Consider the following 13,396-nt stretch of genomic DNA (forward strand, 5'->3'; position numbering starts at 1 on the left):
CGGCCCGGGCCTCTAGCGTGGGGCCCGGCACCCCCCGGGCCGCTCCACACCCACCGCCACCCCCCTCCACCTGGGAGTCACCGATGAAGAAGCCCGCCCTCCTCGCCGCTGCCGCGGCGACGCTCGCCCTCGTCGCCGGCGCCACCGCGCCGGCCCTGGCCGCGGTCCCGGACGTCCACCTCCAGCCCGGCCAGCTCACCCGGGGCGCCGACGCGACCGTGCCGCACGTCGAGGGCAACGCTGTCGTCGACGGCTCCTTCACCGCGCGGTTCAAGAACGCGGGCGGTGTGCGTCTGCTCGGCACGTCCGGCGGCGACTACGTCGTGGCCACCTGGTCCGACACGACCACCACGACGCCCCGCGTCGTGCGGGTCACGCCGACCGGCGACCGCACCACGATCCTCAGCGGCCTGCCGGTGTGGGAGATGACGATGTCGCACGACGGCGCCCAGATCGTCTACCCGAAGGTGAAGTACCGCGCGAAGGAGACCCGCACCAAGGTCTACAGCGCGACGGACGGCAGCCTGCTGGTGCAGCGCACCTTCGACGGGTTCGCCTGGACGCTCGACGCCGACGCGGGGACCTTCGTCATGTCGGCCTCCCAGCCGCAGCGCACCTTCAGCTGGAACACCGGCACCGACCGGGTGACCCGGCTGACCGACCGCGCGGCGTACGCCGCCAGCATCGCGGCCGACCGGCTGGCGTGGATGAGCAAGGACCCCTACCGCGGCGGCTGCTCGATCGTCTCCCGGCTGTCCGACACCACCGCCCGCGTGTGGAAGAGCTGCGACCAGGCCGTGTGGGAGTTCTCCCCCGACGGCAGCCGGATGGCGACCGTCTACATCCTCAGCGACGGGCTCGGCCCCGGTCAGGTGCAGCTGCGCAAGGGCGGCGGCAGGATCGTCGCGAAGTACCACACCTACTACTTCGGCGCGGTGCTCTGGGAGACCGACACCACCCCGCTGATGCTGACCCACGGGAAGAGGAAGACCGCCTGGGTGCGGTGCGACGTGGGCACCTGCGAGCGGGCCTCGGGCCTGACCCGCACGCAGCTCTGAGCCGGCGCGGACCTCGGTGCGCGGCCCGGGCTCAGCCCCGGGCCGCGCGCAGCGCGCCGCGCACCATCGGCAGCTGCAGCGGCAGGCGCGCGTAGGCCACCGCCTGCAGCCTCGCGTCGCCGGACCGGCGGGCGTCGTCGGCCATCTTCAGGTTGCCGGGGAAGACGGCGACGAGCAGGGCGGCGCTGGCCCAGCCGGCGACGCGTCGCGTGCGCGGGTGGAGCAGGCCGGCGGCACAGACCAGCTCGGCCACGCCGCTGGCCAGGATCACCTCGCGGTGGCGCGGCACCCACGACGGCATCAGCGGCTCGAACGTGCGCGGCCGGACGAGGTGGACGGTGCCGCTGGCGGCGAAGGCGCCGACGACGACCTTCGCCTCGCGGGTCAGGGGTGGGGTCACGCCCCGCAGCCTGTCAGAACATGATCGTGGCGAACGTGGCCGTCTCGCGGAAGCCGACCCGGGCGTACGCCGCGCGGGCCGGCGTGTTGTAGCCGTTGACGTAGAGGGAGACGACCGGGGCGATGTCGCGGCGTACCTGCTCGACGACCGCGGCCATGCCGGCCGCGGCGAGTCCCTGCCCCCGCAGGTCGGGAGGGACCCACACGCCCTGCACCTGCGCGGCGTGCGGCGAGGCGTAGGCGACCTCCGCCTTGAACACCACCCGATCGTCCTCGAAGCGCGCGAACGACCACCCCAGTGAGATCAGCTGGCTGACCCGGGTGCGGTAGAGGTCCGCTCCCCCGCCCTGGTCGGGCGGGACGCCGACCTCCTCGGTGTGCATGGCGACGCACGCCGGGAACAGCACGTCGAGGTCGTCGCGGGTGGTGCGCCGGACCCGCGGGTCGGGGGCGACCGCCGGCTCGCCGGCGATCTCGAGGTGCGGTTGGCACCAGCGCGCCTCACGCGGGCGGCCCCAGCCGGTGGCGACGACGTCCCAGAAGGCGCGCACCGGGGCCTGGAGCCCGTAGATCGTGGAGACGCTGCGCCGGCGGGTCAGCGCCCGCTCGGCGAAGACCCGGGCGTCCTCGTCGGTCGCCTCGACCATGACCAGGTTCGCGCCGAGGTGGCAGGCCGCGACCAGCTCTCCGTCGCGGAACCGGCCCCAGACCTCGCCGCCGAGCCAGCGGGGCTCGAGGTTGGTGGTGCGCGCACGGTAGTCCGCGAACACGTTGACCACCGGGTCGCGGCCGGTGAGGTCGAGGAACGCGGCCAGGTCGGTCGGGCCGAGGACCCGGACGCCGTGGCGGGTCGAGAGCACGGACCGGAGCCTACGCGCCCGCCGCGGCCGGTGAGAGCGGCTCGCGCGCGTGAACGCGAGGGCCGGCGGCGACCGCGTCACCGCCTGCGCCGCGGGGCTCAGGAGACCGTCACCTCGGCGCCGGCGCCGTCCACGGCCTCCATGCCCTCGGCGATCCGCATCGCCTCCTCGATGAGGGTCTCCACGATCTGCGACTCGGGCACGGTCTTGATCACCTCGCCCTTGACGAAGATCTGGCCCTTGCCGTTGCCGGACGCGACGCCGAGGTCGGCCTCGCGGGCCTCGCCGGGGCCGTTCACGACGCACCCCATGACGGCGACGCGCAGCGGCACCTCGAGCCCCTCGAGCCCGGCGGTCACCTCGTCGGCGAGCTTGTAGACGTCGACCTGAGCCCGCCCGCAGGAGGGGCAGGAGACGATCTCGAGCCGGCGCGGCCGGAGGTTGAGCGACTCCAGGATCTGCAGCCCGACCTTGACCTCCTCGACCGGAGGCGCGGAGAGCGAGACCCGGATGGTGTCCCCGATCCCCTTGCTGAGCAGCGCGCCGAAGGCCACCGCGGACTTGATCGTGCCCTGGAACGCGGGCCCGGCCTCCGTGACGCCGAGGTGGAGCGGCCAGTCGCCGCGCTCGGCCAGCATCTGGTAGGCCTCGACCATCACGACGGGGTCGTTGTGCTTGACCGAGATCTTGAAGTCGTGGAAGTCGTGCTCCTCGAAGAGCCCGGCCTCCCAGACCGCCGACTCGACGAGCGCCTCGGGCGTCGCCTTGCCGTACTTCTCCAGCAGTCGCTTGTCGAGCGATCCGGCGTTGACCCCGATCCGGATCGAGGTGCCGCGGTCCTTGGCGGCGGCGGCGATCTCCTTGACCTGGTCGTCGAACTTGCGGATGTTGCCGGGGTTGACGCGCACGGCGGCGCAGCCGGCGTCGATCGCCGCGAAGACGTACTTCGGCTGGAAGTGGATGTCGGCGATGACCGGGATCTGCGAGTGCTGCGCGATCTCGGGCAGGGCGTCGGCGTCGTCCTGGCTCGGGCAGGCGACGCGGACGATGTCGCACCCGGTGGCGGTCAGCTCGGCGATCTGCTGGAGGGTCGCGTTGACGTCGGAGGTCAGCGTCGTGGTCATCGACTGCACCGAGATCGGGTGCTCGCTGCCGACCCCGACCTTGCCGACGCGGATCTGCCGGGTGGGGCGGCGCGGGGCGAGCACCGGGGGCGGGAGCGCGGGCATGCCGAGGCCGACGGAGGTCATGCGGTCAGGTTACCGGCGGGGCGTGCGCGTCAGAATTCGGTGCGGACCGGGACCACGAGGTCGCCGACGATCAGCACGACACCCATGACGAGGAGCGCCGAGGCCACGACGTAGGCCACCGGGAGCAGCTTGGCCACGTCGACGTACCCGGGGTCGGGCCGGTGCCGGGCGCGGGCCACCCCGCGCCGGATCGCCTCGTAGAGCGCGCCGGCGATGTGGCCGCCGTCGAGCGGCAGCAGCGGGATGAAGTTGAACAGCCCGATGAAGAGGTTGAAGCCGGCCACCAGCAGCAGGAGGAAGACCGCCTTCTCGGTGACCTGGGCCTTGTCCGTCGACGCCACCTCACCGGCGATCCGGCCACCGCCGACGATGCTCACCGGGCTGTCCTGCTCGCGCTCCTGGGCGCCGACGATGGCCCGGCCCACGCCGTACACCTTGACGGGGAGCTGGCCGAGCGCCTCGACCGTCTGGACGGTCATCCCGCCCATCTCCTGCAGCGTGTAGACCGGGCCGCCGTACACGACGGCCGTGTGGAAGGTCGGCGTGACGCCGAGGAAGCCCACCTGGGAGACGGTGAGGTCGGAGGCCGAGGCGGGGCGCAGCTCGACGGTCGTGCTCGTGGTGCCGGTGCGCTCGACGCCGTCGCGCTCGTAGACGATGACGGCCCTGCCGTTGTCGTTGGCCCGGATCAGGGCACGCAGCTGGTCCCAGTCGCGCACGGACGTGCCGTTGAACGACGTGATCACGTCGCCGGGGCGCAGCCCGGCCTCGTACGCCGGGGCGGGCGGGTCGCTGGCCGCGCAGTCCCGGCCCTCCTCGTTGTAGGGGATGACGCACCTGGACACGGTGTCGATGACCGGCTGGCCGGCGTCGGGCTCGGGGGTGCGGGTGCCGTAGAGGCCGAAGACGCCCCAGAAGATGAAGAAGGCGATCAGCAGGTTGACCGTGGGGCCGCCGGCCATCACGATCACCTTCTTCCACCACGCCATGCGGTAGAAGAGGCGGTCCTCGTCGCCGGGCTTGATGTGCTCCCACTCGGCCGCGCGGGCGTCGGAGACCAGCTGGGTGAACATGCCCGTGTTGGACTTGCGGATCCGGATGACGCGGTTGCCGTCCTCGTCGTACTGCGGGTGCTCGGCGTCCTCGTCGAGGTCCTCGGCCGCGGGGGGCAGCATCCCGACGATCTTGACGTAGCCGCCGAGCGGGATGGCCTTGACGCCGTACTCGGTCTCGCCGACCTGCTTGCTCCACACGGTGGGGCCGAAGCCGATGAAGTACTGGGTGACCTTCCCGCCGAAGGCCTTCGCCGGGATCATGTGCCCGAGCTCGTGCAGCCCGATCGAGGCCAGGATGGCGAGAACGAAGAACACCACGCCCAGGGTGTAGAGCAGGGGGGTCACGTCGTTCCTTCGATCATCCGGCCAGCGGTCTCGCGCGCCCACGAGTCGGCGGCGAGCACGTCGTCGACGGTGAGCGTCGCTTCCGAGGGTACGTCGTGCTGCCTGAGCACCGCCTCCACCGTCGGCACCATGTCGACGAACCTGAGCCGGCCCTCGGTGAAGGCGGTGACGCAGGTCTCGTTGGCGGCGTTGTAGACCGCGGGGGCGGTGCTGCCGCGCTCCCCTGCCTCGCGGGCGAGACGGACGGCGGGGAAGGCCTGGTCGTCGAGCGGGAAGAACTCCCAGGTCTGCGGGGAGGTCCAGTCGACGGGTGGCGCGGTGCCCGCGACGCGGTCGGGCCAGGCCAGGCCGAGCGCGATCGGGATCAGCATGGTCGGCGGGCTGGCCTGCGCCAGCGTCGAGCCGTCGAGGAACTCGACCATCGAGTGCACGACGGAGGTGGGGTGCACGACCACCGCGATCCGCTCGAAGGGGATGCCGAAGAGCAGGTGCGCCTCGATCACCTCGAGGCCCTTGTTGACCAGAGTCGCGGAGTTGATCGTGACGACCGGTCCCATGTCCCACGTCGGGTGCGCGAGCGCCTGCGCGACGGTCACGTCGAGGAGCTCCTCGCGGGTGCGGCCGCGGAAGGGTCCGCCGCTGGCCGTCAGCACGAGCCGGCGCACCTCGTCGGCGGAGCCGCCGCGCAGGCACTGGGCGAGCGCCGAGTGCTCGGAGTCGACCGGCACGATCTGGCCCGGGCGGGCGCGGCCGGTGACGAGTGGTCCGCCGACGATCAGGCTCTCCTTGTTGGCCAGCGCCAGCACGTTCCCGGCGTCGAGGGCGGCCAGGGTCGGTCGCAGGCCGACCGCGCCGGTGATGCCGTTGAGCACCACGTCGGCCGGCATCCCGGCCGCCTCGACGCTGGCCTCCTCGCCGAGGCCGTGGAAGGCCGGCGCGAGCTCGGCGACCTGGCGCTCGAAGAGGTCGGGGTTGCCACCGCCGGCGGTCAGCCCGACCACGCGGAACCGGTCGGGGTTGCGTCGTACGACGTCGAGGGCCTGGGTGCCGATCGAGCCGGTCGAGCCGAGCACGACCACGTCGCGGCGTTCACGGTGCTGCACCGGGACAGTGTTCCAGCAGACACTCCAGATCCCGTCAATCGGCAACGCCGGGGCGTGCCCGGGGAGGACGCTGGAGGCATGGGCCGCCCGTTCCGCGCGCTGGTCGCGGCGGCCGTGCTGACCACGACCGTCCTCGGCGTGCCGGCCACGTCACCGGGCGCCGCGACGGCACGGGTCGCCGCCCGCTGCTCCTCGGGCCACGTGTCGCTCACCTTCGACGACGGCCCGTCGCCGACGGTGACGCCCCAGCTCGTGCACACGCTGCGCCGGCTGCACGTGCCGGCGACGTTCTTCATGCTGGGCTACCGGGTCGCCGTGTCCCCCTCCACTGCGCGGCTGGTCGCGCGGTCGGGCTTCCTGGTCGGGAACCACACCTGGGAGCACGAGCAGCTCACCGCGCTGGGCGACCGGCAGGTCCGGCACACGCTGCGTCGCACCCAGCGCGCGCTGCACCGCGCCGGCGTGGTCACAAGCCCGCTGGTGCGCCCGCCGTACGGCCTGACCGACACGCGGGTGCAGAAGATCGAGGCCGGGCTGGGGCTCGCCGAGGTGCTGTGGACGATCGACCCGCGCGACTGGGACACCTCGTCGTCGGCGACCATCGCCAAACGGATCCTGGACGGCCTGGTGCCCGGCGGGAGCAACATCGTGATCCAGCACGACGGCGTGGCGACCTCCCCCGCGTCGGTGGCCGCGCTGCCCCGCGTCGTCCGGGAGGCCCGCCGCCGCGGCTACTGCTTCGTGGCCCTCGACGAGCACGGGGAGCCCGGCTTCCCCACGCCGCGCGCCTCGCTGCAGGTCGAGGACGCGCGCGAGGGCCGCTCCGCGGTGGCCACCATCACGCTCGACCGGCCCACCGCGCGGAACACCTCGGTGCGGCTGCGCACGCACTCCGGCTCGGCCACGTCGGGGCTCGACTTCACCGCCGTCGACGTCCGGGTCGAGATCCCCGCCGGCGCCCTGCGGGCCCGGGTCGCGATCCCGCTGCTCGGCGACCGGATCGACGAGGCCGACGAGCGGTTCGAGGTCGTGCTCCGCCACCCCCGGCACCTGCGCGTGACGCAGGGACGCGAGGTCGCCACGATCCGCGACCACGACCGCCCGCCGGCCGTGTGGGCCCGGGACGCGACGGTGACCGAGCCGACGACCGACCCCGTGACCGCGTTCGTGGAGCTGCGGCTCGGTCGGGCAAGCGGACGCCGCGTCGTCCTCGACGTCGTCGACGTGCCCGGCACGGCCGAGGCCGGCACCGACTACGAGCCGGTCTCCCTGCGTCTCGTCGTCCCCGCCGGGGAGCGCAGCGTGCTCGTGCCCGTCGTCGTCCTCCCCGACCAGCCCGACACCACCGACACCGAGGCGGAGACACTTCAGATCCGCGTCACCGACGCCCTGCACGCCCGCCTCGGCGACCGCAGTGCCACGCTCACCATCCTCTCGCCCCCGCCCTGACGCCGAGGTGGGAGAAATGGCGGTCCGAGGTGGGAGGAATGGCGACCATTGCTCCCACCTCGGACCGCCATTTTCGCCACCTCGCGTCGCCATTTCTGCCACCTTGGCGGGATGGGGTGCGGAATCCGTTGCTCAGGGGTTGATTCACAGGTGGGATCCGTCGCCACGGGGCGCTGTGGGTACTAGGATCGTCGCCCATGAGCGACGTGGTGAGTGAGATCCCGACCGAGCTGCACGCGGGCGGGCCGGGGCTGGTGCAGGCGCGACGGCTGGTGACCGAGATCCCCGGTCCGCGGTCGCGGGAGCGGCTGGAGCGCAAGAAGGCGCACGTGGCGGACGGCGTGGGCACGATGCTCCCGGTCTTCGTCACGGCGGCGGGGGGTGGCGTCCTGCACGACGTCGACGGCAACTCGCTGATCGACCTCGGCTCCGGCATCGCGGTCACCACGGTGGGCAACGCCGCGCCGTCCGTGGTCGCGAACGTCCAGCGGCAGGTGGAGGCCTTCACCCACACCTGCTTCATGATCACGCCGTACGACGGCTACGTGGACGTCTGCGCGGAGCTGGCGCGGCTCACCCCCGGTGACCACGCCAAGAAGTCGGCGCTGTTCAACTCCGGCGCGGAGGCGGTCGAGAACGCCGTCAAGATCGCGCGCACCGCGACCGGCCGTGACGCGGTGGCGGTCTTCGACCACGCCTACCACGGCCGCACCAACCTCACGATGGCCATGACCGCCAAGAACATGCCCTACAAGCACGGGTTCGGGCCGTTCGCCAACGAGGTCTACCGAGCGCCGATGTCCTACCCGCTGCGCGACGGGCTGTCCGGCGAGGAGGCCGCGGCCCGGGCGATCGACGTGCTCGACAAGCAGGTGGGTGCCGACAACCTCTCCTGCATCGTGATCGAGCCCCTGCAGGGCGAGGGCGGTTTCGTCGTCCCGGCCCCCGGCTTTCTCCCCGCGCTCGCCGCCTGGGCCGGCGAGCGCGGGGTCCTCCTCGTCGCGGACGAGATCCAGTCCGGCTTCTGTCGCACCGGCGACTGGTTCGCCTGCGACCACGAGGGCGTCGTCCCCGACCTGGTCACCACCGCCAAGGGCATCGCCGGCGGCCTCCCCCTCGCCGCGGTCACCGGTCGCGCCGAGGTGATGGACAGCGTCCACGCGGGCGGCCTCGGCGGCACCTACGGCGGCAACCCCGTCGCCTGCGCCGCCGCCCTCGGCGCCATCGAGGAGATGCAGGCCCACGACCACAACGCCCGCGCCCGGCAGGTCGGCGCGATCATGACCGAGCGGCTGACCGCCCTGCAGCAGAAGCACCCGGTCGTCGCCGAGATCCGTGGGCGCGGCGCGATGATGGCGATCGAGCTCAACCAGCCCGGCACCACGACCCCCGACGCCGCCCGCGCGGCCGCCGCGTCGTCGTACTGCCACAGCCAGGGCGTGGTCACGCTGACCTGCGGCACCTGGGGCAACGTCTTCCGGTTCCTGCCGCCGCTGTCGATCAGCGACGAGCTGCTGCACGAGGCCTTCGACGTGGTGGCGGAGGCCTTCGACGCCACCGCCTGACACCCGCCACCCTGCGGCGCCGCCCCGATGACTTCGGGGCGGCGCCGTGGTCTGCTCGGGCATGAGCAACGTCGTCGTCGACCGCAGCCCGATCTCGGCGCGGGCATCGCCTTCTCCCCCCGCTCCGGCCGCGTCGACCTCGAGCTCGTCGAGCACGAGGTGACGGGGAGCGTGGTCTCCCTGCGCTACCGGGTCACCGGGCGCCGGTGAGCGCCTCGGTGTGCCCGCCGGAGAGCCGCTGCGCGAGGTAGATCGGGATTGCCGAGAGCATCACCAGCACCGCCGCGATCACGTTCACCACCGGCGCCTGGTTGGGCCGGAAGAGGTTCTGGAAGATCCAGATCGGCAGCGTCTGGTCCTGGCTGCTCGCGGTGAACGTGGTCACCACGATCTCGTCGAACGACAGGCCGAAGGCCAGCAGCGCGCCGGCCAGCAGGGCCGAGCGCAGCATCGGCAGGGTGATCAGGCGGAAGGTCGTGAACCGGCCGGCGCCGAGGTCCATCGAGGCCTGCTCGAAGTTGTGCCCGAGCCTCTGGAAACGCGCCTGCACGTTGTTGAAGACCGTGACGATGCAGAACGTCGCGTGCGCCACGATGATCGTGAACAGGCTGAGGTCGATGCCGAACAGCGTCTTGAACGCGTTCTGGAAGGCGAGACCGGTGACGATGCCCGGCAGTGCGATCGGCAGGATGATCAGCAGCGAGACGGTGTTGCGCCCGAAGAACCGGGTGCGCCGCAGCGCCATCCCGGCCAGCGTGCCCAGCAGCAGCGCGACGAGCGTGGCAGCGATCGCCACCTGGACGCTCGTCCAGAGGGCGTCGCGCGCCCCGGTGCTCTGCGCAGCGACGCTCCACCAGTGCAGCGTGAGGTCCGTCGGCGGCCACTTGAACGACTTGTCGGCGTTGAAGGAGTTGAGGAACACCAGCGCCAGCGGGGTGTAGATGAACACCAGCACCAGCACGGTGAACCCGGTGAGGATGGCCTTGAGGCCCTTGGCGTCGTTCACAGGTTCTCCAGGGCTCCGGTACGCCGTACCGCGGCGAGGTAGAGCAGCATCACGACGACCGGGATGGTCGCGACGGCAGCGGCGAACGGCAGGTTGTTGGCCGCGCCCTGGTTGTCGTAGACGACGTTGCCGAGCAGCTGCCCGGTGCCGCCGACGATCTTGACCGCGATGTAGTCGCCCATGGACAGCGAGAACGTGAAGATCGAGCCGGCCACGATCGCCGGGAAGGCCATCGGCAGCACCACCCGGCGCAGCGTCACCCACCAGTGGGCACCGAGGTCGGAGGACGCCTCGAACAGCGAGTCCGGCACCCGCTCCAAGCCCGCGAAGATCGGCAGGATCATGAACGGCAGCCACAGGTAGGCCAGCGTGATCGTCGTGGCCAGCAGCCCGTAGCCGGGGCTGGAGATGCCGAACGGCGCGCCCAGCCAGGAGATCAGGCCGTTCTCCGAGAGCATGCCGCGCCACGCGTACGCCTTGACGAGGTACGACGCCCACAGCGGCATCAGCACGGAGATCACGAGCAGCCGCTGGGCCCGCGGCGAGGCGATCTTGGCCATGTAGAGCGCGATCGGGAAGGCGAGCAGCGCGTCGATCACGGTCACCAGGGCGGCGATCCCCAGCGTGCGCAGGGTGATCGTCCGGTAGACCTCGATCGTGAACAGGTCGCGGAAGTTGTCGAGCGTCCACTCCCGCACGATGTTGCCGGTGAAGTCGTCCTGCGACCACAGCGAGGTGATGAAGAGACCGCCGAGCGCGGTCAGGTAGAGCGCGCCCAGCCAGAGCATCGGCAGCGCGAGCAGCAAGGCGGTGGTGGGGCTCAGGCGCCTGCCGGAGTCGCCCGTGCCGCCCTGCGCGCGCGAGCGCCGGGCCCGGCGCGGGGCCTGGTCGGCCCCGCGCCGCGCCGCGGCGGTGCTGTCAGTGCTCTGCGTCAACGATCAGCCCTTGACCTCGGTCCACGCCTGGGTCCAGTCGCCGTAGTCCGTGCACTTCACGTCGGTCCGGCCGTCGAGGCACTGCTCGATCGGCGTGGTCCAGTAGTAGATCTGCGCGGCGTAGTCGGCGTCCTCGGCGTGGTAGGTGTCGCAGAACTTCTTGTCCGACGTCAGCGAGCAGGCCTGGGTGTTGGCCGGCGCCTCACCGAACCACTCGGCAACCTGGGCCTGCGGCTCCGGGCTGGTGATGTAGTCGGACCACGCGTAGGCGCAGTTGGGGTTCTGCGCGTCGGCAGCGATCATCCAGGTGTCCGACCAGCCGGTCGCGCCCTCCTCGGGCAGCGTCACCTCGACGGGCACGCCCTCGGACTGGGCCAGGTTGGCGATGAACTGCCACGTCGTCCCGATGACCGAGTCGCCGTTGGTGAAGGCCTGGTCCTGCTTGAGGTAGTCCGACCAGTACTCGCTGACGTTCTCGTTCTGCTGCTTGAGCAGCTCCACGGCCGCGTCGAGCTGGTCCTGGTCGAGCGCGTAGGGGTCCGTGATGCCCAGGTCGGGCTGGGTCTTCATCAGGTACAGCGCCGCGTCGGCGATGTAGATCGGCGAGTCGTACGCCGTCACCTTGCCCGCGTAGTCCGAGGACTGGTCGAAGACCGCGCCCCAGCTGGTCGGGGCCGGCGAGACCACCTCGGTGTTGTACATCAGCACGTTGGCGCCCCAGCCGTGGGGCACGCCGTACATCTGGCCGTCGACGGAGTTCCACGGGCGGTCCTTGAGGAAGTCCTCGATGTCGCCGTAGTTCTCCAGGAGATCGGTGTTCATCGGCGCCACGTCGCCCGCGGCGATGAGCCGCAGCGAGGCGTCACCCGAGGCCGAGACGACGTCGTACTCCCCGCTCTTCATCAGCTGCACGGCCTCGTCGGAGGTGCCGAAGTACTTCACGTTGGCGTCGCAGCCGGTCTGCTCCTCGAACGGCGTCACCCAGTCGACGCTCTTGTCGGTGCTGCCGTCCTCGGCGTAGCCGGGCCAGGCCAGGATGTTGACCTGCCCCTCCATGTCCCCGATCTCCTGGGCCATCGGGACGTCCGGGGGCGTGAAGCCACCCGAGGCCGTGCTGCCGTTGTCGGAGCCCTCGTCCGAGCTCGTGCCACAGCCGGCGAACGCCGTGGCCAGCAGCAGCGCGCCGCCGACGGCCACCATCCGCGTGGCGGTTGTCTTCCTCATCGTGTCTCCTCCATGGGGGATGTCCCGGGGGCGGCCGCGCCGCCCAGGGACACCAGCTGGTCGCGTCGCCAGGTCAGGACGACGCGTTGCTCCCGCCGCTCGAGTGCGGCTTCGATGGAGCGGTCCGAGTTCTGGTGGGACACCGTCAGGGTGGCGCCGGCATCGAGGGCCACGACCGAGTGGGTCGAGGCCCCCAGGTAGACCACCTCACGCACCACGCCGGGGGCCACGCAGGTGTCGGGTCCCGGAGGCGGTGCGTCGGACGCGGCGACCATGCTGACCTTCTCCGGGCGGACCACGAACGTGCCCTCCCGGCCGACCAGCTGCTGGGCCACCGCGCCCTGGATCAGGTTGGAGGTGCCGACGAAACCCGCCACGAAGGCGCTCGCCGGCTCCTCGTACAGCTCGACCGGCGCGGCCAGCTGCTCGATGCGACCCTCGTTGAAGACCGCGATCCGGTCGCTCATCGTCAGCGCCTCCTCCTGGTCGTGGGTCACGAACACGAAGGTGATGCCGACGTCGCGCTGGATCTGCTTGAGCTCGATCTGCATCTCGCGGCGCAGCTTGAGGTCGAGCGCGCCGAGCGGCTCGTCGAGCAGCAGCACCCGCGGCCGGTTGACGAGCGCCCGGGCGAGGGCGACCCGCTGCCGCTGGCCGCCGGAGAGCTGGTGGGGGCGCCGGTCGGCGAAGCCCTCGAGGCGCACCGTGGCGAGCGCCTCCTCGGCGCGCCGGCGGCGCTCGGTCTTGCGGACCTTCTTCACGCGCAGCCCGTACTCGACGTTCTGCAGCACGTTCATGTGCGGGAAGATCGCGTAGTCCTGGAAGACGGTGTTCACGTCACGGGCGTACGCCGGCACGTCGGTCACGTCGCGGTCGCCGAGCACGATGGTCCCGGCCGTCGGCTTCTCGAAGCCGGCGATCAGCCGCAGCACCGTGGTCTTGCCGGAGCCGGACGGGCCGAGCATGGAGAAGAACTCACCGTCCGCGATCTGCAGGTCGAGGTCGTCGACAGCGCGGACCTCGCCGAAGTGCTTGCTGAGACCGGACAGCGAGATGGCAGCAGGCGTGCTCGACCCCTCGGTTGGCATGGCAGGCCACGCTAGCGAAGCAGACATCACGGTTTCCATCGTTTCTCGGAGGGTCGACG

Annotated in this window: 13 protein-coding genes; 4 read left to right on the forward strand and 9 right to left on the reverse strand. The window is 71.7% G+C overall.

Annotation, left to right across the window (positions count from 1 at the left end; all coding sequences use genetic code 11):
• Positions 1–83: 83 nt before the first annotated feature.
• Positions 84–1,058: a hypothetical protein gene (locus tag ACFPGP_RS20450; RefSeq protein ID WP_378592945.1), complete on the forward strand. Its 975-nt coding sequence runs from the start codon at positions 84–86 to the stop codon at positions 1,056–1,058.
• A 31-nt stretch (positions 1,059–1,089) separates the two neighbouring features.
• Here ACFPGP_RS20450 and ACFPGP_RS20455 read toward each other — a convergent pair whose 3' ends face one another.
• The 5 genes from ACFPGP_RS20455 to ACFPGP_RS20475 all read right to left on the reverse strand — a co-directional run bounded on the left by ACFPGP_RS20455 (position 1,090) and on the right by ACFPGP_RS20475 (position 6,070).
• Positions 1,090–1,458: a DoxX family protein gene (locus ACFPGP_RS20455; protein WP_378592946.1), complete on the reverse strand. Its 369-nt coding sequence runs from the start codon at positions 1,456–1,458 to the stop codon at positions 1,090–1,092.
• A 13-nt stretch (positions 1,459–1,471) separates the two neighbouring features.
• Positions 1,472–2,317, reverse strand: a complete 846-nt coding sequence (locus ACFPGP_RS20460) for a GNAT family N-acetyltransferase (protein WP_378592947.1) — start codon at positions 2,315–2,317, stop codon at positions 1,472–1,474.
• A 98-nt stretch (positions 2,318–2,415) separates the two neighbouring features.
• Complete coding sequence (ispG, locus tag ACFPGP_RS20465; RefSeq protein ID WP_378592948.1) at positions 2,416–3,567, reverse strand: flavodoxin-dependent (E)-4-hydroxy-3-methylbut-2-enyl-diphosphate synthase; 1,152 nt, start codon at positions 3,565–3,567, stop codon at positions 2,416–2,418.
• Positions 3,568–3,596: 29 nt separating this feature from the next.
• On the reverse strand, positions 3,597–4,967 hold the full coding sequence (locus tag ACFPGP_RS20470; RefSeq protein ID WP_378592949.1) for a M50 family metallopeptidase: 1,371 nt from the start codon (positions 4,965–4,967) through the stop codon (positions 3,597–3,599).
• Entirely contained in the window at positions 4,964–6,070 is a 1,107-nt protein-coding gene (locus tag ACFPGP_RS20475; protein ID WP_378592950.1) for a 1-deoxy-D-xylulose-5-phosphate reductoisomerase, read from the reverse strand. Before ACFPGP_RS20475 ends, ACFPGP_RS20470 begins: the two co-directional genes overlap by 4 nt.
• Before the next feature lie 78 nt (positions 6,071–6,148).
• On the opposite strand from ACFPGP_RS20475, the gene ACFPGP_RS20480 reads away from it, so the two are divergent.
• The 3 genes from ACFPGP_RS20480 to ACFPGP_RS20490 all read left to right on the forward strand — a co-directional run bounded on the left by ACFPGP_RS20480 (position 6,149) and on the right by ACFPGP_RS20490 (position 9,294).
• Complete coding sequence (locus tag ACFPGP_RS20480; RefSeq protein ID WP_378592951.1) at positions 6,149–7,519, forward strand: polysaccharide deacetylase family protein; 1,371 nt, start codon at positions 6,149–6,151, stop codon at positions 7,517–7,519.
• Between the two features lie 197 nt (positions 7,520–7,716).
• On the forward strand, positions 7,717–9,084 hold the full coding sequence (gabT, locus tag ACFPGP_RS20485; protein WP_378592952.1) for a 4-aminobutyrate--2-oxoglutarate transaminase: 1,368 nt from the start codon (positions 7,717–7,719) through the stop codon (positions 9,082–9,084).
• A 27-nt stretch (positions 9,085–9,111) separates the two neighbouring features.
• On the forward strand, positions 9,112–9,294 hold the full coding sequence (locus tag ACFPGP_RS20490) for a hypothetical protein (protein WP_378592953.1): 183 nt from the start codon (positions 9,112–9,114) through the stop codon (positions 9,292–9,294).
• On the opposite strand, the gene ACFPGP_RS20495 is transcribed toward ACFPGP_RS20490, so the two are convergent.
• Genes ACFPGP_RS20495 through ACFPGP_RS20510 form a run of 4 tightly spaced genes read right to left on the reverse strand, consistent with a single transcriptional unit; the run spans position 9,278 to position 13,337 of the window.
• Positions 9,278–10,090: an ABC transporter permease gene (locus ACFPGP_RS20495; protein ID WP_378592954.1), complete on the reverse strand. Its 813-nt coding sequence runs from the start codon at positions 10,088–10,090 to the stop codon at positions 9,278–9,280. The two genes, ACFPGP_RS20490 and ACFPGP_RS20495, sit on opposite strands and share 17 nt — an antisense overlap.
• A complete protein-coding gene (locus ACFPGP_RS20500; protein WP_378592955.1) occupies positions 10,087–11,025 on the reverse strand; it encodes an ABC transporter permease in 939 nt (312 codons plus the stop codon). Before ACFPGP_RS20500 ends, ACFPGP_RS20495 begins: the two co-directional genes overlap by 4 nt.
• 3 nt (positions 11,026–11,028) lie before the next feature.
• Positions 11,029–12,249 (reverse strand): ABC transporter substrate-binding protein, encoded by a 1,221-nt coding sequence (locus ACFPGP_RS20505; RefSeq protein ID WP_378592956.1) that lies wholly within the window; start codon positions 12,247–12,249, stop codon positions 11,029–11,031.
• Entirely contained in the window at positions 12,246–13,337 is a 1,092-nt protein-coding gene (locus ACFPGP_RS20510; protein ID WP_378592957.1) for an ABC transporter ATP-binding protein, read from the reverse strand. The genes ACFPGP_RS20505 and ACFPGP_RS20510 overlap by 4 nt, the downstream gene beginning before the upstream one ends.
• Positions 13,338–13,396: the final 59 nt, after the last annotated feature.

It is taken from the genome of Nocardioides taihuensis (genome assembly GCF_042657275.1).
Taxonomy (GTDB): domain Bacteria; phylum Actinomycetota; class Actinomycetes; order Propionibacteriales; family Nocardioidaceae; genus Nocardioides; species Nocardioides taihuensis.

Excerpts from the sequence above, each read along its gene's own strand:
- gabT (WP_378592952.1), top strand. The coding sequence starts at position 7,717 with ATGAGCGACGTGGTGAGTGAGATCCCGACCGAGCTGCACGCGGGCGGG.
- ispG (WP_378592948.1), bottom strand. The coding sequence starts at position 3,567 with ATGACCTCCGTCGGCCTCGGCATGCCCGCGCTCCCGCCCCCGGTGCTC.
- ACFPGP_RS20450 (WP_378592945.1), top strand. The coding sequence starts at position 84 with ATGAAGAAGCCCGCCCTCCTCGCCGCTGCCGCGGCGACGCTCGCCCTC.
- ACFPGP_RS20505 (WP_378592956.1), bottom strand. The coding sequence starts at position 12,249 with ATGAGGAAGACAACCGCCACGCGGATGGTGGCCGTCGGCGGCGCGCTG.
- ACFPGP_RS20490 (WP_378592953.1), top strand. The coding sequence starts at position 9,112 with ATGACTTCGGGGCGGCGCCGTGGTCTGCTCGGGCATGAGCAACGTCGT.
- ACFPGP_RS20480 (WP_378592951.1), top strand. The coding sequence starts at position 6,149 with ATGGGCCGCCCGTTCCGCGCGCTGGTCGCGGCGGCCGTGCTGACCACG.
- ACFPGP_RS20510 (WP_378592957.1), bottom strand. The coding sequence starts at position 13,337 with ATGCCAACCGAGGGGTCGAGCACGCCTGCTGCCATCTCGCTGTCCGGT.